At 68.4% G+C, this 21,912-nt stretch carries 18 protein-coding genes; 7 read left to right on the top strand and 11 right to left on the bottom strand.

The genetic code is table 11. The features are described 5' to 3' along the window. Positions 1-263: 263 nt before the first annotated feature. The 3 genes from M6E97_RS00825 (at position 264) to M6E97_RS00835 (ending at position 6,498) form a co-directional block, all read left to right on the top strand. Positions 264-773: a GNAT family N-acetyltransferase gene (locus M6E97_RS00825; protein WP_023097210.1), complete on the top strand. Its 510-nt coding sequence runs from the start codon at positions 264-266 to the stop codon at positions 771-773. 153 nt (positions 774-926) lie between these two features. Then, the gene (locus M6E97_RS00830; protein ID WP_003093428.1) at positions 927-2,117 is read left to right on the top strand and encodes a sugar transporter; all 1,191 of its coding nucleotides are present in this window, start codon (positions 927-929) and stop codon (positions 2,115-2,117) included. 127 nt (positions 2,118-2,244) lie between these two features. After that, positions 2,245-6,498 carry a CHASE domain-containing protein gene (locus tag M6E97_RS00835; protein ID WP_034005653.1) on the top strand — a complete coding sequence of 1,418 codons (4,254 nt, stop codon included), beginning with the start codon at positions 2,245-2,247 and terminating at the stop codon, positions 6,496-6,498. 163 nt (positions 6,499-6,661) lie between these two features. On the opposite strand, the gene M6E97_RS00840 is transcribed toward M6E97_RS00835, so the two are convergent. Together M6E97_RS00840 and M6E97_RS00845 are read right to left on the bottom strand one after the other, a co-directional pair. After that, complete coding sequence (locus M6E97_RS00840) at positions 6,662-7,060, bottom strand: hypothetical protein (protein ID WP_003093424.1); 399 nt, start codon at positions 7,058-7,060, stop codon at positions 6,662-6,664. A 64-nt stretch (positions 7,061-7,124) separates the two neighbouring features. Further along, complete coding sequence (locus M6E97_RS00845) at positions 7,125-8,318, bottom strand: class C beta-lactamase PDC-59 (RefSeq protein ID WP_034005655.1); 1,194 nt, start codon at positions 8,316-8,318, stop codon at positions 7,125-7,127. A 148-nt stretch (positions 8,319-8,466) separates the two neighbouring features. On the opposite strand from M6E97_RS00845, the gene ampR reads away from it, so the two are divergent. Beyond that, positions 8,467-9,357: a LysR family transcriptional regulator AmpR gene (gene ampR, locus M6E97_RS00850; RefSeq protein ID WP_003137572.1), complete on the top strand. Its 891-nt coding sequence runs from the start codon at positions 8,467-8,469 to the stop codon at positions 9,355-9,357. A gap of 16 nt (positions 9,358-9,373) precedes the next feature. On the opposite strand, the gene M6E97_RS00855 is transcribed toward ampR, so the two are convergent. The 3 genes from M6E97_RS00855 to M6E97_RS00865 form a co-directional block, all read right to left on the bottom strand. Further along, on the bottom strand, positions 9,374-9,595 hold the full coding sequence (locus M6E97_RS00855; RefSeq protein ID WP_021265286.1) for a hypothetical protein: 222 nt from the start codon (positions 9,593-9,595) through the stop codon (positions 9,374-9,376). A gap of 320 nt (positions 9,596-9,915) precedes the next feature. Continuing rightward, entirely contained in the window at positions 9,916-11,160 is a 1,245-nt protein-coding gene (locus tag M6E97_RS00860; protein ID WP_003137575.1) for a cyclic di-GMP phosphodiesterase, read from the bottom strand. Between the two features lie 282 nt (positions 11,161-11,442). Continuing rightward, complete coding sequence (locus tag M6E97_RS00865) at positions 11,443-12,318, bottom strand: LysR family transcriptional regulator (RefSeq protein ID WP_003093413.1); 876 nt, start codon at positions 12,316-12,318, stop codon at positions 11,443-11,445. Positions 12,319-12,476: 158 nt separating this feature from the next. On the opposite strand from M6E97_RS00865, the gene M6E97_RS00870 reads away from it, so the two are divergent. Further along, the gene (locus tag M6E97_RS00870) at positions 12,477-13,229 is read left to right on the top strand and encodes an SDR family NAD(P)-dependent oxidoreductase (protein ID WP_003093411.1); all 753 of its coding nucleotides are present in this window, start codon (positions 12,477-12,479) and stop codon (positions 13,227-13,229) included. 16 nt (positions 13,230-13,245) lie between these two features. On the opposite strand, the gene M6E97_RS00875 is transcribed toward M6E97_RS00870, so the two are convergent. The 6 genes from M6E97_RS00875 to M6E97_RS00900 all read right to left on the bottom strand — a co-directional run bounded on the left by M6E97_RS00875 (position 13,246) and on the right by M6E97_RS00900 (position 20,127). After that, the gene (locus tag M6E97_RS00875) at positions 13,246-14,925 is read right to left on the bottom strand and encodes a GMC family oxidoreductase (RefSeq protein WP_003110144.1); all 1,680 of its coding nucleotides are present in this window, start codon (positions 14,923-14,925) and stop codon (positions 13,246-13,248) included. Positions 14,926-15,079: 154 nt separating this feature from the next. Beyond that, positions 15,080-16,384 (bottom strand): carbohydrate porin, encoded by a 1,305-nt coding sequence (locus tag M6E97_RS00880; RefSeq protein WP_034005656.1) that lies wholly within the window; start codon positions 16,382-16,384, stop codon positions 15,080-15,082. Positions 16,385-16,468: 84 nt separating this feature from the next. Then, entirely contained in the window at positions 16,469-17,194 is a 726-nt protein-coding gene (locus M6E97_RS00885; RefSeq protein ID WP_023874926.1) for an SDR family NAD(P)-dependent oxidoreductase, read from the bottom strand. Between the two features lie 14 nt (positions 17,195-17,208). Next, positions 17,209-18,267: a 2,3-butanediol dehydrogenase gene (locus M6E97_RS00890; protein ID WP_023874927.1), complete on the bottom strand. Its 1,059-nt coding sequence runs from the start codon at positions 18,265-18,267 to the stop codon at positions 17,209-17,211. Further along, a complete protein-coding gene (locus tag M6E97_RS00895) occupies positions 18,264-19,523 on the bottom strand; it encodes an MFS transporter (protein WP_019484724.1) in 1,260 nt (419 codons plus the stop codon). The genes M6E97_RS00890 and M6E97_RS00895 overlap by 4 nt, the downstream gene beginning before the upstream one ends. 70 nt (positions 19,524-19,593) lie before the next feature. Continuing rightward, on the bottom strand, positions 19,594-20,127 hold the full coding sequence (locus M6E97_RS00900) for a 2,4'-dihydroxyacetophenone dioxygenase family protein (protein ID WP_003093399.1): 534 nt from the start codon (positions 20,125-20,127) through the stop codon (positions 19,594-19,596). 318 nt (positions 20,128-20,445) lie between these two features. Between M6E97_RS00900 and M6E97_RS00905 the strand changes: the two genes are divergently transcribed. Together M6E97_RS00905 and M6E97_RS00910 are read left to right on the top strand one after the other, a co-directional pair. Further along, positions 20,446-21,405 (top strand): helix-turn-helix domain-containing protein, encoded by a 960-nt coding sequence (locus M6E97_RS00905; RefSeq protein ID WP_003093398.1) that lies wholly within the window; start codon positions 20,446-20,448, stop codon positions 21,403-21,405. A 47-nt stretch (positions 21,406-21,452) separates the two neighbouring features. After that, positions 21,453-21,869, top strand: a complete 417-nt coding sequence (locus tag M6E97_RS00910; RefSeq protein WP_003104529.1) for a PaaI family thioesterase — start codon at positions 21,453-21,455, stop codon at positions 21,867-21,869. Positions 21,870-21,912 lie beyond the last annotated feature (43 nt).

Genomic DNA, 21,912 nt, shown 5'->3' on the forward strand with positions numbered 1-21,912 from the left:
TAAATGTAATAGCGAGAACCTGACTGATCTGACAAGGAAAATCTCGAATTTATCTGTCGCCGGCCTGGCACCGGGGAAATCCTGCCACTAGCCATGGGCGAAAAAATCCGGCATCGGCTGGGATAATCGACTCTTCTCCTGATATCGTTGCGTTTCCGCCGGATGCTCGGCCAGTCGAAGGGAGGAACGAAGCATGTCGTATGAACAGTCCAGCAGCGTACCTAGCGACTTTCTTTCCTCCTTTTTCCAAGAGCCTGTCATCCATGATCGAACTCAGAACCATCACCCGCGACGACTGGGAAACCTGCATTGACCTGAAGGTCGCCCGCCACCAGGCGCACTTCGTCGCTTCCAACCTCTATTCGCTGGCCCAGAGCCGCTTCCTGCCGGGGTTCCGCGCGGTCGGCATCCACCACGGCGGGCGCATGGTCGGCTTCGCCCTCTACGGCCCCGACGCCGACGACGGCCACTACTGGCTCTACCGCCTGATGATCGACCGCCGCTACCAGGGCAAGGGGCATGGCCGCGCCGCCCTGCAACGGATCATCGCCAGCGTGCGCCGGACGAGGCGGCGCAGCGATCGCCTGATGGTCGCCTACGCCGTCGACAACGACGTGGCTCGCCAGCTTTATCGGGACGCCGGCTTCGTCGAACAGGGCCTCGCGCCCTGGGGCGAGATGATGGCCTGCCTGATGCTGCCGGAGCCGTCCCATCGCTCCGGGAAGGTCGCCGGAGCGCCGGGCGGGCGTGCAGCGCACGGCGTCCCGGCGTAGAATCGCGGGATTCGGCAGTTCCCTCCAATACCTATAACGACCATCCAACGCACATCGCCGCCCCGGACCCTTGCGTCCGGGGCGTTTTCCGTCGTGCGTGGCGAGGGTCGCGGGACCTGCCCGTCCGCCCCCTGCTCCGGAACCGAACGCCCCATGGACAGCACCTCCGAAACCCGCAGCGGCAGCTGGCTGAGCGTGATCGCCCTGGCCCTGGCCGCCTTCATCTTCAACACCACGGAGTTTGTCCCGGTCGGCCTGCTCAGCGACATCGGCCACAGCTTCGAGATGCCCACCTCGCAGGTCGGCCTGATGTTGACCATCTATGCCTGGGTGGTGTCGCTGGCCTCGTTGCCGATGATGCTGCTGACCCGCAATATCGAGCGGCGCAAGCTGCTGGTCGGGGTATTCCTGCTGTTCATCGCTAGTCACGTGCTGTCCGGGCTGGCCTGGAGCTTCCAGGTGCTGATGCTCAGCCGGATCGGCATTGCCTTCGCCCACGCGGTGTTCTGGGCCATCACCGCTTCGCTGGCGGTGCGCGTGGCGCCGCCGGGACAGCAGGCCAAGGCGCTAGGGCTGCTGGCCACCGGCACCACCCTGGCGATGGTCCTGGGCATCCCGCTGGGGCGGGTGGTCGGCGAGGCCCTGGGCTGGCGTACCACCTTCATGGCCATCGCCGGACTCTCGGTGCTGACCCTGCTCTACCTGGCGCGCTCCCTGCCGCTGCTGCCAAGCCAGAACTCCGGTTCCCTGCGCAGCCTGCCGATGCTGTTCCGACGCCCGGCGCTGGTTTGCCTGTACGTGCTGACCGTGGTGGTGATCAGCGCCCAGTTCACCGCCTACAGCTACATCGAGCCCTTCGCCAAGCAGGTGGCGCAGATGAGCGGCGAGGCGACCACCCTGCTGCTGCTGTTGTTCGGCGGCGCCGGGATCTTCGGTTCGATCCTCTTCAGCCGCTACAGCGAGGCTTTCCCGCGAGGCTTCCTGCTGGCCGCGATCCTCGCCTTGGGCAGCAGCCTGGCGCTGCTGTTGCCGCTGTCCGCGCAGCCGACCTGGCTGATGGCGCTCAGCCTGCTCTGGGGCATGTCGATCATGTGCTTCGGCCTGGCCCAGCAGTCCCGCGTCCTGCGCCTCGCCTCGGACGCCACCGACGTGGCCATGGCGCTGTTCTCCGGCCTGTACAACGTCGGCATCGGCGCCGGCGCGCTGCTCGGCAGCGTGGTCAGCGAACGCATGGGCCTGGCCTCGATCGGCAACGTCGGCGCCGCGCTGGCGCTGGCCGGCCTGCTGCTCGCCCTGTTCGCCGCACTGCGCTACGCGGAGGCGCTGAAAAGCACGTCGTTGTGAGCGGTCATACCTGGGGTCGGATGATTCGGCGGAGGAATCCGCCCGCTTGATCTAGTCTTCTGTGACGAAAAGGCGCAGGGAGTGCGGGATTGCCCCGCGCCGGGCCGGCGCAGGGACGGAATATCGGGTGAACGTACAACAGAGCAAGTTCAGGCTGAGCCGCTGGGCGGGCGCGACACTGGCGCTCGGACTGCTGCTGTCCGGGCTGGGCGCCTGGGGGCTGGCGCTGGTCAACGAGCAACAGGCGCGGATGGCGCTGGAACGCGAGGCGGAACTGCTGGCCGAGGCGGTGACCCGCCGCGTGGAACTCTACCAGTATGGCTTGCGTGGGGTGCGCGGTGCCTTGCTGACGGCGGGCGAGGCGCACATCGACCGCGAACTGTTCCGCCGCTACAGCCTGACCCGCGACATCGATCGCGAGTTTCCCGGCGCCCGCGGCTTCGGCTTCATCCGCCGGGTGGCGGCCGCCGACGAGGCCGGGTTCCTGCGCCAGGCGCGGGCCGACGGCCAGCCGGAGTTCCGCATCCAGCAACTGACTCCGCACGATGGCGAGCGCTACGTCATTCAGTACATCGAGCCGGTGGCGCGCAACGGCCAGGCGCTGGGCCTGGACATCGCCTCGGAAGCCAATCGCCGGGAGGCCGCCCGCGCCGCCCTGGAGACCGGGCAGGTGCGCCTGACGGGGCCGATCACCCTGGTCCAGGCCAGCGGCTTGCGCCAGCAATCGTTCCTCATCCTGATGCCGATCTACCGCAGCGGCATCACTCCACCGCCGGGGCCCCAGCGCGAACTCGAAGGCTTCGGCTGGAGCTATGCGCCGCTGCTGACCGGCGAGGTGCTGGCCGGGTTGCCCATCGACAACGCGGCGATCCACCTCGAACTCAGCGACGTCACCGGCGACGGCGCTGCCGTGCCCTTCTTCGTCAACGGCGCCGCGGCGCCGGCTCAACGCCTGTTCGGCCACATGCTGCGGCGGGAGATCTACGGTCGGCACTGGCAGATGGCGTTCAGCGCACTGCCGCTGTTCGTCCAGCGCCTGCACCAGCCTTCGCCGCGCATCCTGTTCCTGGCCGGCAGCCTGGTCAGCCTGTTGCTGGCGGCGCTGGTCAACGCCAGCGCCCTCGGCCGCCAGCGCCGGCATCGGGAGGCGGCGACCCAGGCGCGGCTGGCGGCGATCGTCGGCAATTCGGCGGACGGCATCATCGGCGTCGGCCTCGACGGCGTCATCAGCGACTGGAATCGCGGGGCCGAGGCGTTGTTCGGCTACCGCGAGGAGCAGGCGGTCGGGCGGCGGGTGGTGGACCTGCTGGTGCCGCCATCCAAGGAGAACGAGGAACTCGACATCCTCGCCCGCATCGCCCGTAAAGAACAGGTGGTCAGCTTCGATACCGTGCGCCGGCACCAGGACGGCCACCTGCTCGACGTGGCGGTGACCGTCTCGCCGATCCTCGGTCCGGACGGCGGCGTGGTCGGCGCCTCGAAGACGGTACGCGACATCTCCGCGAAGAAGGCCGCCGAGGCCCGCATCCGCGAACTCAATACCGGCCTGGAGCACCAGATCGCCGAGCGTACCGCCGAACTGCGTCGGTTGAACGTACTGCTCGGCAGCGTGCTGCAGGCGGCGTCCGAGGTGTCGATCATCACCCTCGACCGCGACGGCATCATCAGCGGCTTCAATCTCGGTGCCGAGCGGATGCTCGGCTACCGCGCCGACGAGGTGGTCGGCAAGGCCTCGCCGACCCTGCTGCACAGCGAGCGGGAGTTGCTCGCCCGCGGCCAGGAGCTGGGCGAGGAGGGTTTCCGCGTGCTGGTGGCGCGGGCCGAGCAGGAGGGCGCCGAGACCCGCGAATGGACCTATCTGCGCAAGGACGGCTCGCCGCTCAGCGTGACGCTTTCGGTTACCGTCCTGCGCGACGAGGCTGGGGCGATCAACGGCTACCTGGGCATCGCCGTCGATGTCACCGAATGGCGCAACGCCGAGCGCGAGATGGCCGCGGCGCGCGACCAGTTGCAAATGGCCGCCGACGTGGCGCGCCTGGGCATCTGGCGCTGGAACCTGGCCGACGACAGCCTGCAGTGGAACGAGCGCATGTGCGAGCTGTATGGCCAGCCGCTGGCGTTGCGCGACGGCGGCCTGGTCTACGAGCATTGGCGCAGCCGCCTGCATCCGGAAGACCTCGAGCGCACCGAGGCCAGCCTGCGCGCGGCGGTGGAGGGGCGCGGCAACTACGATGTGATCTTCCGCGTGGTGCTGCCCGACGGCGGCATCCGCTTCATCCAGGCCGGCGCGCAGGTCGAGCGCGACGCCGACGGCAACCCGCTGCAGGTCACCGGGATCAATATCGATATCACCAGCGACCAGCAACTGCAGGCGCGCCTGCGCGAGGCCAAGGAGCAGGCGGACGCCGCCAGCGCGGCGAAGTCGTCGTTCCTGGCGAACATGAGCCACGAGATCCGCACGCCGATGAATGCCGTGCTGGGCATGCTGCAACTGGCCCGGCAGACCGATCTCAACGAACGCCAGCGCGACTACCTGGACAAGGCCAGCTCGGCGGCCACCTCGTTACTCGGCCTGCTCAACGACATCCTCGACTACTCGAAGATCGAGGCCGGCAAGCTGGTCCTGGAAATGCTCCCCTTCGAGCTGGAGCCGCTGATGCAGGACCTGGCCGTGGTGCTCTCCGGCAACCAGGGCGACAAGGACGTCGAGGTGATCTTCGACATCGATCCCGAGCTGCCCAGCGCGGTGGTCGGCGACCGCCTGCGCCTGCAGCAGATCCTCATCAACCTGGCCGGCAACGCACTGAAGTTCACCGCCCGCGGGCACGTCCTGGTGAGCTTGCGGCGTCTGGCGCACGACGCCCACCTGGTGCGCCTGCGGGTGCTGGTGGCGGACACCGGCATCGGCATCAGCGCGGAACAGCAGCAGCGCATCTTCGAAGGTTTCACCCAGGCCGAGGCGTCCACCTCGCGACGCTTCGGCGGCACCGGCCTCGGCCTGTTCATCTGCAAGCGCCTGGTCGACCTGATGGGCGGCGAGTTGCGGGTCGAGAGCGCGCCGGGCAGCGGTAGCCGGTTCTGGTTCGACCTGGACCTCGACGTCGCCCACGACCAACCGCTGCGTGCGGCCTGCCCCGGGGCCGGCGAACCGCTGCGGCTGCTGGTGGCGGACGACAACCTGGTGGCCGGCGAGCTGCTCGAACGCACGGTCGGCGCCCTCGGCTGGCGCGCCGACTGCGTCGGCAGCGGCAGCGAGGCGGTGGCACGGGTCCAGGCGGCGATGGCCGAAGGCCGTCGCTACGACGTGGTGCTGATGGATTGGCGCATGCCCGATCTCGACGGCCTCAGCGCGGCGCAACTGATCCGCCAGTTGCAGGGCGACCTGCCGCCGCCCATGGTGATCATGATCACCGCCTATGGCCGCGAGGTGCTGGCCGATGCGCGCGACCACAGCGCGCCGCCCTTCGTCGATTTTCTCACCAAGCCGGTCACGCCCAAGCAACTGGCCGACTCGGTGCTGCATGCCCTGCACGGTGAACAGGGCGCCCCGGCCAACCCGCCGCCGCGCCCGGTGGAGCGCACCCAGCGCTTGCGGGGCGTGCGTCTGCTGGTAGTGGAGGACAACGCGCTGAACCGCCAGGTCGCCGCCGAGCTGTTGAGCAGCGAGGGCGCCCGGGTGGCCCTCGCCGACGGTGGGCTGGCGGGCGTTCAGCAGGTGCTGGAGGCGAGCGTGCCGTTCGACGCGGTGCTGATGGACATGCAGATGCCGGATATCGATGGTCTCGAGGCGACCCGGCGAATCCGCGCCGACGGGCGCTTCGCCGGGCTGCCGATCCTGGCCATGACCGCCAACGCCTCGCTGGCCGACCGCGAAGCCTGCCTGGCGGCGGGCATGAACGACCATGTGGCGAAGCCGATCGACAAGGAGCGCCTGGTGCTTTGTCTGCTCGGTCATCTCGGCAGGAGCGGCGACAGGGGCGCGCCGGCAACGACAGCGGACGCGGGCGAACTGGTCGAGGCGCGGGGCGATATCGTCGGGCGTTTCGGCGGCAGCCTGGAGCTGATCGTCCAGGTGTTGCGGCGCTTCGTTCCGGATATGCAGGACCTCTTCGCCCAGCTCGAACGCCAGCTCGGCGAGGGCGATGTTCAGGGCAGCGCCGCGACCCTGCATACCATCAAGGGCAGCGCGTCCACCGTTGGCGCCAGCGCCCTGGCCGGCCGTGCCAGCGAGCTGGAGCAGGCCCTGCGCCGCGCCGATCCGCTGCGTGGCATGGAAATCCTCGCCGGCATCCGCCTCGACGAACTGCGCACCCTGTGCGATGCCTGCCTGCTCCGCCTGCAGGCGATGTTCGGCGACGTGCAGGCGGAGTCGGCGAGCTGAACCCCGGCGCGGTGGCCTGTCCCGCCAAGAATTCAGGCGGACCCGGGGCTCGCCTGCATCCGCTGCGGCCTGTAGGGCGAATAGCGCCATGGGCGTTATCCGCCGATACTCCTGAGGCCCGCCCAGGTCTTGAGCGACATCCTCTTCCTGTCGTTCAGTGCCTTCAGGCGTCGCGCAGCAGGTCGTGGGCGTTGAGCAGGGCGTAGGCGACTTCCGGGCGCTTCTCCAGGCCGCGGCGGATGGCGGCGGGAATCGCCTGGCGGGTCTTGCGGCAGAGCCCCGGCTGCTCCTCGAAGCGCATGCGGATGCCGCGCATGCTGCGCACCTCGCCGAAGGCCGGGGCGATCCGCAGGCGGATGCCCAGTTGTTCCTCCATGCGCCGCAGCAGGTGTTCCAGGTCTTCCAGGCTGCGCAGGGCTTCCAGGCGAGCGGCCAGGCGCTGCTCTTCCTGGCGGGTCAGGAGGAGGATGCGACGGTCCGCGCCGGGCGCCTCCAGGCGCTCGCGTTCGCAGACGCAGGCGCCGGGCGGGCAGGGCTGGCGGAGGGGCGGGGAAGCGCTCATGGCACCATCATAGCCAGGACCGGCGTCCCGCGCCGCTACGCTCCGTCGCCCTCGCGAGCGCGCCTCAGCGCTTCAGCGGCACCTTGGCCTGCTGCTCCAGGCCGCTGAGGATGGCGTAGGCGATCTTCACCCGCTCGGCATTGGGATAGTTGCGGTTGGCCAGGATCACCAGGCCCAGGTCGCGGCCCGGGACGAACGCCACGTAGGCGCCGAAGCCGTTGGTGGAGCCGGTCTTGTTCAGCAGGCGCTGGCCCTCCAGCGCCTGTGGCGCGGGCAGCCTGGCGATCCTGTGTGGTTGCAGCGCCATCGGCGTCGAGTTGCCGGCCTGCAGGCGCTTCAGGGTGATCGGCCAGTCGTAGGCTTCCCAGCCCAGGCCCTGGGTCATGTCGCCGACCTTGTAGTAACCGCGATGGGTGGCATCGAGCGCCTGCGCCCAGGGCCTGTCCAGGCGCTCCGGATGCAGGTTGGCATCGACGAAGCGCAGCAGGTCGGCGGCGCTGGTCTTCACCCCGTAGCCTTCGGCATCCAGCGGGCCGGGACCGACCCGTAGCGGGCGGTCGTCCTTGCCGTAGCCCTGGGCGTACTGCGCCAGCGCCGCCTCGGGCACGTCGAGGTGGGTCTGTTCGAGGCCCAGTGCCGGGAACAATTGCTGCTCCATAAGCCGTTCGAACGGCTGGCCCAGGCTGCGCGCGGCGAGATAGCCGAACAGGCCGATGCTCGGGTTGGAATAGAGGCGCTGACTGCCCGGCGCGTAGGTCGGCTGCCACTGGCGGTAGTAGTCGCGGATCTGTGCCTGGTCCTTCTGCACCGAGTCGGGGAACTGCAGCGGCAAGCCGCCGGCGGTATAGGTCGCGAGGTCGAGCAGGCTGATGCCGTCGAAGCGGCTGCCCTGCAGCGCCGGCCAGTGCTGGCTGGCGCGGTCGTCGAGGCGCATCTTGTCCTGGGCCAGGGCATAGCCGGCGAGGGTGGCGGTGAAGGTCTTGCTCACCGAGCCGATCTCGAACAGGGTCTCCGGCGTCACCCGGCGGCCGTCCTCTTTCGAGGCCAGCCCATAGCTGAAGTAATGCGGTTCTCCTTTCAGGCTGATGGCTACGGCCAGGCCCGGAATGTCATTGGCCTTCATCACCGGTTGTACGGCGGCGTCGACCAGTGCCTTCAGGCGATCCGCCGGGGCCTCATCGGCAATGGCCGGGGTGGTGGCGAACAGCAGTGTGGAAGCGGCGATGCCGCACAGGCAGGGGAATCTGGTATCGCGCATGAGGATTGGCGTCCTTTGTCGTTGGCTGCATGAGAAACCGCCCCGGGAGCGCTCCTTGATCGGCGGGCGGGGAAAATCTAGGCTTGCGCAGGATTTGCGGCAAACGACGAATACTCGCGGCAGCCATTAGAAAAATTTGGAGCAGAGATTGGTTCGACCCCATTTGCCGCTGAACGCCCTGCGCGCCTTCGAAGCTTCGGCCCGGCACCTGAGCTTCACCCGCGCGGCCATCGAGCTGTGCGTGACCCAGGCGGCGGTCAGCCACCAGGTGAAGAGCCTCGAGGAGCGTCTCGGCGTGGCCCTGTTCAAGCGTCTGCCGCGCGGCCTGATGCTGACCCACGAGGGCGAGAGCCTGCTGCCGGTGCTGTGTGACTCCTTCGACCGCATCGCCGGCCTGCTGGAACGCTTCGAGGGTGGCCACTACCGGGACGTGCTCACCGTCGGCGCGGTCGGAACCTTCACGGTCGGTTGGCTGCTGCCGCGGCTGGCGGACTTCCAGGCGCGCCATCCCTTCATCGACCTGCGCCTGTCCACCCACAACAACCGCGTCGACATCGCCGCCGAGGGGCTCGACTACGCGATCCGCTTCGGCGGCGGCGCCTGGCACGGCACCGAGGCGCTGGCGTTGTTCGAGGCGCCGCTGACGGTGCTCTGCTGCCCGGAGGTCGCCGCCCAGTTGCACAGTCCCGCCGACCTGCTGCAGCACACCCTGCTGCGCTCCTACCGCGCCGACGAGTGGCCGCTGTGGTTCCAGGCGGCCGGACTGCCGGCGCACGCGCCGCTGACCCGGAGCATCGTCTTCGACACCTCGCTGGCCATGCTCGAGGCGGCCCGCCAGGGTGTCGGCGTGGCCCTGGCGCCGGCGGCGATGTTCGCCCGGCAACTGGCCAGCGAGAGCATCCGGCGTCCGTTCGCCACCGAAGTGAGTACCGGCAGCTACTGGCTGACGCGCTTGCAGTCGCGGGGGGAGACCAGCGCGATGCTGGCGTTCAGGGAGTGGTTGCTGGAGAGGGCTGCCGTTGAGGCGCGGGGGAGATAACGGTTATGCAGGCGATTCAAGTGTCGATGAAGAAGTAATCACCTTCCTCGCGCCTTTCTTTATACGCTCGGGCTCTCCCAAGGTTGATACGGTTTGAGGCGTTGGGGTTGTGATTGGAATTGCTGACGGCGTGGTGGATATGGACCGGCTCGTCGGTGTTGCTGATCGCTCCGCTAAGCGTCACTCCCAGGCTGGCGGCATAGGCCCGGCGTGCCGCAACGATCTCGCTCTCGAGCATGCCTGCTTTCCCTGCTGCGGCAACGACGGCAAGTTCGCATAGGCGGCCAGCCTTCCTCGGGGAAACCCTCAGGTCGGCGCCTGCGGACCACAGGGCAAGCAGCGCTTTGGATGGAGCACAGCCATTTCTGCTGCGCTCTTCGATTGTCTCCAGGAGCGGACTCATATGGCCTCTTGAAAACTGTCGGTGGATTGCCAGCAGTATCGACGATGGTGCGCTTAAAGCAACCTGGAGCAGGTGCCGGTTGCGGCGAAACGGCGGATAACGCTTCGCGTTATGCGCCCTACGGGAGCGGTGCTCGGCTCGTCGGCGGAAGGCGTCTACGGCTTTCCGGTTCCCGCGTCGAAATACGATCCGCCGTTGCTCGGCAGTCCCGTCCACATCTCGTCGAGATTGCGGAAGTTCCAGGCCTCCGCCGGCTCGAAGCCGACGATTCGGTCGGTCTGTCCGGCCCTACCCAGGTCTATCACCTGCTGCGGGATCGGCACTTTCGAGCGGGCCGAGAAGAATACCTTGACCCGTGGCGTCAGCAGCGAGCGGCCGTGTTGCTCGAGGACCACGCCGAGGCGCCCGCTTTCCAGCCTGACCAGCGCGCCGACCGGGTAGATGCCCACTGCCTTGACGAAGGCGCGGAACACCTGCGGGTCGAAGTGCCCGTTCCATTCGGCCATGCGCCGGATCGCCTCGGCGGCGTTCCAGCCCTTCTTGTAGGGACGGTCGGAGGTGATCGCGTCGTAGACGTCGCACACCGTGCCCATCCGCGCCAGCAGGCTGATCTGCTCCTGCGCCAGGCCGAAGGGGTAGCCGGTGCCGTCGATGCGCTCGTGATGGTGCAGGCAGACATCCACCACCAGGGCGCTGACCTGGCGGCAATCGAGCAGCATCCGCGCGCCGTTCTGCGGATGCCGGCGGACCAGGCCGAATTCCTGCTCGGTGAGCTTGCCGGGCTTGTTCAGGATCGGATCGGGTACCGCCATCTTGCCGATGTCGTGCAGCAGTCCCGCCAACCCCGCCTCGTGCACCAGCGGGTCGGACAGTTCGAGCTGGCGGGCGAGGGCGATCATCAGCGCGCAGACCGCCACCGAATGCATGTAGGTGTATTCATCCGAGGTCTTCAGCCGTACCAGGCTGACCAGCGCGTTGGGATGGCGCAGCACCGAGGCGGAGATTTCGTCCACCAGGTCCGATGCATGCGCGGTGTCGATGGCCTGGCCCATGCGCGCGTCGTGGAACATGCTGACCACGGCGGCCTTGGCGCGGCCGCAGAGCAGGGCGGCGTGGCGGATTTCCTCCTCCAGGGCGACCCGCGCCGGCGAAGGGTCGGCCGGCATGGTGACCGGCAGGACCGCAGCGGCCGAGACCGCCGCTTCCTCCGGGAGGTCGAGGCCCTTGCCGGCGTCGATCCAGACCTCCTTCACGGCGCTTTCGCGCAGGCGCTGCAGGTCGGACTGGTTGTCGAGCAGGAAGCCGCCTCTTTTCCAGAACGGGTGGTCCAGCCACGAGCCGCAAAGGCTCTGGACGAACATACCGAGGCGAAGCTGGGTTACCGGAATGCGTTTCAGCACGATGGGCTCGACCTCGAGACTGGGCCAGGTGGCTGTCTCCTAACGGTAGCCGAGATGGGCCGGCGGGAGTGAGAGATGCCCGTCAGTTCGTCGGCGTGACCTTCGCTTGGCTGCGTATCGTTCTGTATCCGCGTACTCCCGGCATACAAATCCCTCCGCCGACGGTACAGCCCCGATACATCGCCCTGGCGAAGTGGCCCTATCCAAACCGGCGCCAGCCAGGTCCTCGCGCTGGCGGAGACGGCGGTGGAAACCTACGGCGGCGATAGCACGGGCCAAATCTCAGTCGCGGCGCTCGACGAGCGCGTCCTGGTGTACAGCCATCAAGCGTTGCGCGTTGGGCGTGAGATGGCCGCTGTGCCAGATGAAATGGATCTCGGTGGTGCCATAGTCGCGCAACGGATGCGCGCGGACCTGGTGGTTGCCAGGTAGCGTCGCAAGCACGGAGCGCAGCACCCAGGCGGCACCCATGCCTGCGCTGACGCAGGCGAGCATGGTGTGGTAGGACTCGATTTCCAGCACTGGCAGTTGTTGCAGGCAGTCGGCTTCCTCCAGCCAGCGATCCATGCGGAAGCGGAACGAGCAGTCGTGACGGAACCCATACAGTTCGGCGCAACGCAGGTCGCGCGGACTGGTGATCGGTGGATGATCCAGCTCGGTAACCAGCACCATTTCGTCGACGAAGGCCAGGCTACTTTCCAGGGTCTGAGAGCGCACGGGACCATCGCTCAGGGCCAGGTCTAGCACTCCATCCGAGACCTGCTGCACCAAGGCTTCCGAGGCTTCGCTGCGGATGTCCAGTTCGATCGCGCGGTGGCGTTGGCGGAACCGCCCGATCAGGCATGGCATGAAGGCGACCAGAACCACGTCGAGGGCACCTACCACCAGGCGGCCGCCGCTCTCTTCGTTGCGCATCATGGCCCGGGTACTGTCGCTGAGATCGAGGATTCGCCGGGCATGCTCCAGCAGACGCCGACCGTCCGGCGACAGGCGCAGACGCTGGTGCTCGCGCAGGAACAGCTGGCAGCCGAGGTCTTCCTCAAGCTGGCGGATGCGTACGGAGAGACTCGACGGGACACGGTTCAGCGCCTTCGCCGCGGCGTTGATCGAGCCGGTGTGGGCCACGGCGCAGAAGGCGCGGAGCTGAGACAATTGCACCTGGGTATTCTCGCTTTGCGAATCGTTGGCTGAATATTTTTCGATTTCCAGAATACCTTGTCGTTCGCTACCGTTCGCCCGTCCTTACGTCCGGTGATCGGATCCCGGCGTTCCTTCCCGGCTTGCGGGCCTATCGCGTCCGCTCATGGAGAGATTACATGGATCTGCAACTCGCACAGCGCAGGGTGCTGGTTAGTGGCGGTTCGCGCGGTATCGGCCGCGCCATCGTCGAACATTTTCTCGCCGAAGGGGCCGAGGTGGCCTTCTGCGCCCGTGGTGAGGCGGGCGTGGCCGAAGCAGCGGATTGCTTCGGCGAGCGTGCCTTTGGCATGTCTGTGGACATCACCGACCCGCAGCAGGTGCGCGGTTGGGTAACGCGCTCGGCGCTGCACTTGGGCGGCATCGACATCGTTGTGCCCAACGTCAGCGCGCTGGCCGGTGGCGGAGACCTGGACACCTGGCGGCGCGCTTTCGAGACCGACCTGCTGGGCAGCGTGGGCATGGTCGCTGCCGCCCTGCCGTGGTTGAAACGCTCCGAGGCTGCCTCGGTGGTGCTGATCTCCAGTGTTTCCGGCCGCGAGGTGGACATGTTCGCCGAGCCCTATGGCGTGCTCAAGGCGGCCCTGGTCCACTACGGGAAGACGCTTGCCAGCCGCCATGCGGAGGACGGCATTCGGGTCAATACGGTGTCGCCGGGCAACGTCTATTTCGAAGATGGCGTATGGGGCGCGATCGAACGGGATAGCCCGGAAACCTTCGCCCGTTGTCTCGCCGCCAATCCCATGGGGCGCATGGCGCGACCCGACGAGGTGGCGCGGGCGGTGCTGTTCCTGGCCAGCCCGGCGGCCAGCTTCACCACCGGAACCAACCTGCTGGTGGACGGCGGGTTGACCCGGGGCGTGCAGTTCTGAGCAGAGTGCCGGAGGCTCAGGCCTCTACCAGCTCCGGCGCATCCCGCCGCTGTTCCGTCGGCGCATGGGGCGCCGGCTTGCCGAGGATCAGGTCGGCGGCCTTCTCGCCGATCATGATCGCCGGGGCGTTGGTATTGCCGGTGATCAGCGTCGGCATGATCGACGCATCGGCCACCCGCAGGCCTTGCAGGCCGTGCACGCGCAACTGGTCGTCGACCACCGCGAGCTGGTCGTGGCCCATCTTGCAGGTGCCCACCGGATGGAACACGGTGCCCAGGTTGGCGCGGATCCAGGCCTCGATCTGGCCGCGGCTGGAAACCTGCGGGCCCGGTACCAGCTCGCCCTTGAGGTGACGGGCGAAGCTGCGGCTGGCGGCCAGTTTGCGGACCAGTTGGAAACCCTGGACCAGGGTATCGAGGTCGGCAGGGTGGCTGAGGAAGTTGGCTTCGATCAGCGGCCGGTCGTGCGGGTCCGGCGAGTTCAGGCGGACCCGCCCGCGGCTCTGCGGGTGCATCACCGCGACGTGCAGGCTGACCCCGTGGCCGAAGGGGACCAGGCGCTGCGGCTGGTTCTTCAGCGCGGGGGCGACGATCAGACCCAGCTCCGGGGTCTCTGCCTGCGGGTCGAGGCGGAGGAAGCCACCGGACTCGACGGTGTTCGAGGTCAGCGCCCCGCGCCGGCCGAACAGGTACTGCCAGGGCGAGCGCAGCAGCGGCAGCCAGCCCTTCGGCGAGAAACCCAGGCCGTAGCCGAGCTTAGCCTCGGTGCGGTACATCAGCACGATGTCCTGGTGGTCCTGCAGGTTCTCGCCGACCCCAGGCAACTCATGGCGCTGGACGATGCCGTGGCGCGCCAGTTCCGCCGCCGGGCCGATGCCGGAGAGCAACAGGAGCTGCGGCGAGTTGATCGAGCCGGCGCTGAGGATCACTTCGCGGCGTGCCTGCAATTGCACGACCTCGCCAGCCTGGCTGATCTCCACGCCGGTGGCGCGGGTACCTTCCAGCAGCACGCGCAGGGTCAGCGCCGAGCTGAGCACGGTGAGGTTGGGCCGCGCCAGGGCCGGGTGCAGGAAGGCGCGCGCCGCGCTACAGCGTTCGCCGTTGACCTGGGTGACGTGGAACGGGCCGATGCCTTCCTGGCGCTCGCCGTTGAAGTCGGCGTTGTACGGCCAGCCCATTTCCTCGGCGGCCTGGAAGAACACCTGGTTGATCGGCCCCGGGCTGCGCTGCGCGGCGACGTTCAACTCGCCGCCGCGGCCGTGCCAGGGCGATTCGCCCGGCTCGAAATGTTCCGAGCGGCGAAAGTAGGGGAGCAGCTCGTCGTAGCTCCAGCCACGGTTGCCGAGGGATGCCCAGCGGTCGTAGTCGTGGCGGTCGCCGCGGATGTAGATCATCCCGTTGATCGCGCTGGAGCCGCCCCAGACCTTGCCGCGCGGGCAGGCGATCGGCTGGTTGGCGGTGCCGGGCTGGGCGGCGAAGCGATGCATCCAGTTCCACTTCGGGTTGGCGATCAGGCGGATGATCCCGGCCGGCGTGCGGATGTAGGCGGCGGGGAGCGGCGTGCGGTCGCTGGGGCCGGCCTCGACCAGGCAGACCGAGACGGCGGGATCGGCGGAAAGACGGTTGGCCAGGACGCAACCGGCGGAGCCGGCGCCGACCACGATGTAGTCGAACGAGCGGCGGGCAGTGGAAGTCATGTCGGCACCTTTCTGGGTGTGCTGCCGGGCCTCGCCCGGCGTTCTTTTTCGCCCCGCGCCTATGGGCGCGACGCTACTCCATTGGACGGGGAAGCGCGCCCGGCCGCTTGTACCAGCCTGCCGGCGGGGTTGACCGAGGCTGCCAGGTGGCGCGCTAAAGCCCCAGCAGCGAGCCCATGTCGACCATCAGTTGCAGGCCGACGACGAAACCGTCTCCACTCAGTTCGCGAGCGCCGGGGTTGTAGTAGTTGTCCGGGTTGAAGATGTACTGCACCGACGGCTCCAGCGCGATGTGCGGGGTCAGTGCGATGTGCGCATTGGTTTCCAGGGCGTACACGTCGCGCTGGCCGAGTTTCGCATCGCCGCCAGCGGCGATCCGCGCCTGGCGCTGGAACTCCAACTGGTGATCGTTCAGGCGCAGGTAGCTGGCCTTGAGGTTGAGCTTGTCCCGCGTGCGGTCGAAGGGCGCATGGTAGGTCAGGCCCAGCTCGGCGAAATGACGGAACGGCTGCTTGTCGTCGGCCGAGACCGACAGCGAGCCGAACAGCCCCAGCGCCCTCGGCGAATCGAGGCGGCCGCCGTCGGCGCGCCAGAACAGCTGCTGGAACTTGAAGAAGCCGCCGGCGCTGCCGTGGTCGCTGGCGCCGGTGAGCGGGTCGACCTGGTTAGCGGTGTTCAGGTAGGCGTTGAGTTCATAGTGCGAGCGGTAGGGATCGAGGCTTTCCTCGCGCTTGTCGCCGATCCCCAGCAGCAGGCTGGTGCCGCTGGCGTCGTCGGTGCCGAAATCGAGGCCATGGCGCTTCTTCAGGTAATCCACCGGGTTGGACTCGAAGGCCCCGGCGTGCAGGTACAGGGTCGGGGTCGCCCGGTACTTCAGGTAGCCGCCCCAGGCGCCGTAGGGCGGCGGCAGGATGCCGGTGGAGGCGTCGATGATCGGGTCATTGCAGGTGACCACGGTCTCGCAGTTGTAGATCAGGAAATAGCGCCGCGCATTGGTGCGTCCGAGATGGCTGTCGAGGCGTCCGCCCAGCCACTGCTGCTGCCAGGTGAGCAGGCTCAGCTGGTTGGCGCCGATGTCGTTGTGCAGCGGCGCGCCGCCGAAGTAGCTGCCCACCGCGCCCTGCCAGCTCGGCCCGGTGGGCTGACCGGTGCCGCGGTCGAGGATGAACAGGGTTTCCTCGATGTGCAGCGAGGCGCCGTCCAGGCCGGCGAGGGTGGCGAGGTCGAGGTCGGCGCCGAGGAACAGGTCGCCGCTGTTGCCGAAGCTGTGCTGGCGCGGGCCGGTGTCGAGGTTCTTCAGCGACAGGCTCCAGAACTGCGCGTGGGTCTTCACGCCGTGGCGCTGGAGTCGTTCGCCGAACCCGGCCAGCGGGCCGCTGCGGCTGTCTTCGGCGGCCTGCGCGGAGAGACCGAGGAAACCGGCGCAGAGCATCGCCGGCAAGGTGCGGAGGGTTTTCATGGCAAGGCACTCGTCTTGTTGTTGTTCTGTCGTGCGAATCGCTGTCCGCCCCAAGCGGACAGGTGCATCCGGAGCGAAGGCGGCTCAGGCGCAGAGATAGCCGCCGTCCACCGCCAGCACGGCGCCGGTGACGAAGCTGGCGCCGGGACCGCAGAGGAAGGCCGCGGCGCTGGCCACCTCGGGCGCCTCGCCCCAGCGCGCCAGCGGCGTGCGCTGCATGATCCGGCGGGAGGCCTCGACGTCGGCCTTGAGCCCGGCGCCCAGCGGCGTGTCGATCCAGCCGGGGGCGATGGCGTTGACCCGGATGCGCTCGGCGGCATACTCGCAGGCCAGGGAACGGGTGAGCTGGACGATGGCGCCCTTGCTGGCGCTGTAGGCCGGGCGGTCGGCGGAACCGAAGGTGCTGTACATCGAGGCGATGTTGAGGATGCTGCCGCCGCGCTGCGCCAGCAGCGGACGGGCCAGTTGGCTGGCGAGCATGGCGGCGCTCAGGTTGAGGCGCAGCACCCGTTCGAAGGTCGCCAGGTCGTATTCCTCGCGGTCGCGGCTGATGCCGGCGTTGTTCACCAGCACATCCAGGCGCGGCAGCGCTTCGAACAGCCGTTGCAGGCGCTGGCTGTCGGTGATGTCCAGTTCTTCCCGGCGAATCCGCGGATGACGCGGTGCGTGCACGCCGTCGGCGTCCAGGCCGAGGGCGACGACTTCGGCGCCGAGTTCGGCGAACTGCATGGCGATGGCCGCGCCGATGCCGGAGCTGCCGCCAGTGACCAGTACCTGCTGGCCGGCGTAGATATCGTGTTGGAAAACCATCGGTGATCGTTCCTTCAGGCGTCGGCCAGGGCCGGGTTTGGATTGACCAGCACCTTGAGCTGCGACTTGTCGCGCAGCAGGGCCTCGAAACCGTGCTCGACGGCCTGCTCCAGGGGCACGCTGCGGGTCACTGCGCGGGCCAGGTCGAGGCGGCCATCGGCGAGCAGGGCAATCAGCTCTGGGAAGGCGTCGCGGTAGCCGACGCTGCCGAGCAGGCGCAGTTCGCGGTTGACCAGGTCGAAGGCGTCCAGCCTGACCTCGCCCATCAGGCTCACCAGCACCAGCTCGCCACCCTTGCGCAGGCTGGCCAGGGCGGCGTCGAGGCTGGCCTGGCTGCCGGCGGCCTCGAAGGCGCAATCGAGCGCGCCGCCTTCGCGCAGGCGCGCCGCCGTGTCGCCGTCACGGGCGTCGAGCGCCCGGCTGGCGCCGAATTCGCCGGCCAGGGCGAGGCGCTCGGGACTGACGTCGATCGCGACGATGTCCTCGATTCCGCGCAGGCGGGCGAGCATCACCAGCAGCAGGCCGATCGGGCCGAGCCCGAACACCGCGCAGCGCTGGCCCGGCGCCAGGCTGCTGCGGCGCAGCGCGTGCAGGGCCACGGCGGCCGGTTCGAGCACGGCGGCCTGGCGGAAGCCCACCGCGTCCGGCAGGCGGTGCAGCATGTAGGCCGGCACCCGCGCGCGCTCGGCGAAGCCGCCGTCGCCCATCAGGCCGATGAAGCCCATCGACTCGCAGAGGTTGTAGCGGCCTTCCCGGCAGTAGCGGCATTCGCCGCAGCGGTATTCCGGCTCCACCGCGACGCGGTCGCCGATGCGCAGTCCCTCCACGCCAGGGCCGAGCGCGGCGACCACGCCGCAGAACTCATGGCCGAGGGTCAGCGGCGCGCGGCAACCGGACAGCGGGTGCGCCTCGGCCTGGGGAATCGAGTGCGGGCCGCTCTGGTATTCGTGCAGGTCGCTGCCGCAGATGCCGCAGTAGGCGACTTCCAGTTCGACTTCGCCGGGCCGCGGCGCCTGGCGTTCCAGTTCGCTCAGGCGGAGGTCGCGGGCGGCGTGCCAGCGCAGTGCTTTCATGGTTGGTTTCCTTGCAGGACGGAAGTAGGCGCGCTGCGCTGGCGCGCCAGCACGGCGGGCGCGGTTTCGCGCAGGAACAACGAGAGGAACGCGGCGAGCAGGGCGCCGCCGCAGGACATCCACATGACGATGGACAGGCCGAAGCGGTCGGCGGCGAAGCCGGCCACGGTCGGCGCGAGGAAACCGCCGACCAGTTCGCCGAGGCCCATGATCAGGCCGAGGGCGGTGGCGATGACGCTGCGCGAGACGGTCTCCGCCGGGATGGTCGCCATGAACAGGGTGAAGCAGCCGAGCCCGGTGTAGGTCAGCAGCAACAGCAGGCCGAGGCTGGTCGCGTTCGGCGCATAGAGCAGCGCCAGCGGGCAACACGCGGCGAGCAGGGAGAACGCCACCAGGGTCGGCCGACGGCCGATGCGATCGGATATCGCCGGTACGGCGAAGCCCCAGACCACCCAGGCGACGCCCAGGCAGCTCATCAGCCTGCCCATGGTCGCCGGGCTGAAGCCGCGGGCGTTGACCAGGAAGGTCGGGGTAAAGGAAATCAGCACGATGAACCAGGTGACGAATACGCAACTGATCAGGGTGCAGAGCAGGATGTTGCGGCTCTTCAGCAGTGCCAGGCGCTTGCCTTTCGCTTCTTCTGCGCGCGGCGCCGGGCGCTGCGCGCGGGGCGGGTCGGGACGCACATGGCGCCAGATCAACCAGGCGATCAGCAGGCCCGGCAGCAACGAGACGATGAAGGCGTGACGCCAGCCGAGGGCTTCGGCCAGGGCCACCAGCAGCGGCGGGCCGACCACCGCGCCGAGCAGGCCGGCCGCCGAGCCCTGTAGCAGGCCCATGTTGAGGCCGCGGCGATGCGGCGAGGAGGCCTCGACCATCAGCGATTGCGAGAGCGGCAGGATCGGCCCCTCGGCCAGGCCCATGATGCCGCGGAACAGCAGCAGGCTGAGGAAGCCGCCGACCAGCCCGGACAGCGCCGAGCACAGCGAGAACAGGATCACCGCCACGATCAGCAGCGGCTTGCGCTGCCCGCGGCGGTCGGACCAGGCGCCGACCAGCGCGCCGGATACCGCCCAGGCCAGGGCCAGCACCGAGGAGAGCATGCCCAGGTGGCTGTTGCTCAGTTGCAGCTCCTGTTCCATGAAGGGAAACAGGAAGGACAGCGCCAGGCGGTCGAAGAAGACGAAGCCGAAGGTCAGGAACAGCACGCAGAGCAGGACGTTTTCGTAACTGGCGGAATTGTTGTTATGCGCCATGTCGGTCTCCAGGCCGGGCGGGCCGGCCGGCGGGGAGGCGCGCATCCGCCAGGGCGGCGCGCGCCCGGGGTCAGCGGAACAGGGAGTCGATGTAGGCGGCGCCGACGCCGATCTTGTCGTAGTGCGCGCGGCACATCGCGATGTAGTCGTGGACGTCGAAGATGCCGTCCGCGTTGCCCTTCTCGTCGAGCCAGACCAGCGGCCCCTTGACGATGAAGAACGCACGCATCGGCTGCTCGTGCTCGTAGGCCACCAGGGTGTGGCCCTCGCCGGGCGTCTCGTAGACGAAGTCGCCGGCGGTGGCGGTCCAGTCGTGTTCCAGGTAGCCCCACTTGCCGCTGATGGTGTAGGCGAACACCTCGTGCGGGTGGTAGTGGCGGTTGACCAGGCCGGCGCTCGTCGCCATCAGGATGTCGCACCAGCGGTTTTCGCTTGGCGAGATCCACAGCGGACGCGACTTCACGGTCTCGGTGAAGGGCACGTAGAGGCGCTCGTCCTCGGTCGGCGCGTTGCGCAGGTAGACCTCGGGCTTGGCGTCCGGCTTGAAGCAGTCGGGAATCGGTTGCAGGTCTTTCCAGAATTCACGGGTGGCGAGTTCGGGCATGGGGCGGCCTCTGTCGTTGTTATCGTCGGGCCGACTCTAGCCATGGGCGGGCCTCCGGGTTTGACCCTGGCGGCCAGGAAACTTGCGCTTTTCGGACATGGCCTGGCGTGACCCGCGGCGCGCCGCCAAGCTGGCCTGCCCAGCGTCGGAGCCGGCTGGGGGGCGATTGACGGAGGAAAGGATTCAGATGTTAATGACGGGGTGCCAGGCGCCTCGCCGACCGACCGCGACAGGTTGGCGGAGCGGCCCGGCGCCTGGCCCCGGAGGCCTTGCCTGAGGTCCGGGAGGTCCACGCAGCGTTCGACGAGAAGAATAAAAATGCCCGCACATGCCTTGCTCGAAACCCGGCGGGCCAGCACCCAGGACATTCCCCTGGAGCAGCGGCTGGCGTTCTGGGAGGACTACAACGCTTCCATCCTGGTTGGCCTGAAATGTTCGTCGTATTCCCAGGCCGGCTTCGCCGCGACCCAGGACAACCTCTGCCTCGAACGCCTGCGGCTGGCCCGCATCGGCGGCAACGAGCACGTGGTGGAGCGCGACCGCTCGATGATCCGCGCAGTGCCCAAGGAGTCGATCTTCGTCTCCCTGGTGCAGGGCAGCCAGTCGTTCTTCTACCAGGACAACGGCTGCAACCTCCTGCAACCGGGCGAGCTGGTGATCTACCGGACCGACAAGCCCTACCTGTTCGGTTTTTCCGGACCGATGCGGCAGTTCATCTTCGACATTCCCCAGGACGATTTCGCCGAGCGCTGCCTGCGCGACTTCAAGGGACCGCTGAAGATCGGCGCGGAAAGCCCGGTGCAGCGCCTGCTGGTGCGGACCCTCGGCGAGCGTACCCGGGATTTCCTCGACAGCCCCCATGGCGAGGATGCCGAGCGCTACCAGGAGGAAGCCTACGACCTGCTGGCGAGCATCATCAGCGACCATGCCGGCGAGCACCGTGCCAGCGCCCTGGGCGCGTCCTACCTGCTGGCGGCCAAGCAGTACATCCAGCAGCACCTCGACGAACCCGCCCTGAGCTGCGAGCGGGTGGCCGCCGCCACTGGCGTCTCCAGCCGGCACCTGGCGCGGCTGTTCGCCCAGGAAGGCAGCTCGCCCGGGCGCTACCTGCAGGAGCGGCGCCTGGAGCGGGCCCGCCAGTTGCTCGCTTCGCCCCAGGGCCGGCGCCTGGATGTCGCCGAGGTCGCCTATCGCCACGGCTTCTCCAGCCAGGCGCATTTCGCCCGGGCCTTCAAGGCGCGCTACGGGATGACGCCGAGCGAGGCGCGTGGCCGTTAGACCCGACTACCGTACCTTTCCTCCTCCTACTGCCAAGGACCCGTTCCGTGACCGACAAGAAAGAGCAGATCGCCCGTTTCATCCAGCGCGAATTTCCCCAGACCCGGGTCGTGGTCGAAGCCGTCGGCGAGCGTAGCGCCACGGTCTGGCAGGCGGTCGACGCCAGCGACCTGCGCCCCGGCGGCACGGTCTCCGGGCCGACCCTGATGGCCATCGCCGATGTCGCGCTGTACGTGGCGGTACTGGGCGAGATCGGCATCGTCCCGCTGGCGGTGACCACCAGCCTGACCATCAACTTCCTGCGGCGTCCGGCGGCGGACCGCCGGGTGGTCGCCGAGTGCCGCCTGATGAAGGTCGGCAAGACCCTGGCGATGGGCGAGGTCTCGCTGTTCTCCGAAGGCGACGCGGAACCGGTCGCCCATGTGGTCGGCACCTACTCGATCCCACCGGCGCACCGCCGCTGAGGGCCTGGCCGGGTTCTCGGCGGCGGCTGCGAAACGCTGGCGG

It is taken from the genome of Pseudomonas sp. B111, from assembly GCF_026428275.1.
GTDB classification, from domain to species: domain Bacteria; phylum Pseudomonadota; class Gammaproteobacteria; order Pseudomonadales; family Pseudomonadaceae; genus Pseudomonas; species Pseudomonas aeruginosa.

What these genes read in the sequence shown, in the direction of transcription:
- M6E97_RS00895 (WP_019484724.1), bottom strand. Translation starts at nt 19,523, where the DNA reads ATGGCGCATAACAACAATTCCGCCAGTTACGAAAACGTCCTGCTCTGC.
- M6E97_RS00880 (WP_034005656.1), bottom strand. Translation starts at nt 16,384, where the DNA reads ATGAAAACCCTCCGCACCTTGCCGGCGATGCTCTGCGCCGGTTTCCTC.
- M6E97_RS00900 (WP_003093399.1), bottom strand. Translation starts at nt 20,127, where the DNA reads ATGCCCGAACTCGCCACCCGTGAATTCTGGAAAGACCTGCAACCGATT.
- M6E97_RS00830 (WP_003093428.1), top strand. Translation starts at nt 927, where the DNA reads ATGGACAGCACCTCCGAAACCCGCAGCGGCAGCTGGCTGAGCGTGATC.
- M6E97_RS00870 (WP_003093411.1), top strand. Translation starts at nt 12,477, where the DNA reads ATGGATCTGCAACTCGCACAGCGCAGGGTGCTGGTTAGTGGCGGTTCG.
- M6E97_RS00845 (WP_034005655.1), bottom strand. Translation starts at nt 8,318, where the DNA reads ATGCGCGATACCAGATTCCCCTGCCTGTGCGGCATCGCCGCTTCCACA.
- M6E97_RS00825 (WP_023097210.1), top strand. Translation starts at nt 264, where the DNA reads ATGATCGAACTCAGAACCATCACCCGCGACGACTGGGAAACCTGCATT.
- M6E97_RS00890 (WP_023874927.1), bottom strand. Translation starts at nt 18,267, where the DNA reads ATGAAAGCACTGCGCTGGCACGCCGCCCGCGACCTCCGCCTGAGCGAA.
- M6E97_RS00905 (WP_003093398.1), top strand. Translation starts at nt 20,446, where the DNA reads ATGCCCGCACATGCCTTGCTCGAAACCCGGCGGGCCAGCACCCAGGAC.
- M6E97_RS00840 (WP_003093424.1), bottom strand. Translation starts at nt 7,060, where the DNA reads ATGAGCGCTTCCCCGCCCCTCCGCCAGCCCTGCCCGCCCGGCGCCTGC.
- M6E97_RS00885 (WP_023874926.1), bottom strand. Translation starts at nt 17,194, where the DNA reads ATGGTTTTCCAACACGATATCTACGCCGGCCAGCAGGTACTGGTCACT.
- M6E97_RS00855 (WP_021265286.1), bottom strand. Translation starts at nt 9,595, where the DNA reads ATGCTCGAGAGCGAGATCGTTGCGGCACGCCGGGCCTATGCCGCCAGC.
- M6E97_RS00875 (WP_003110144.1), bottom strand. Translation starts at nt 14,925, where the DNA reads ATGACTTCCACTGCCCGCCGCTCGTTCGACTACATCGTGGTCGGCGCC.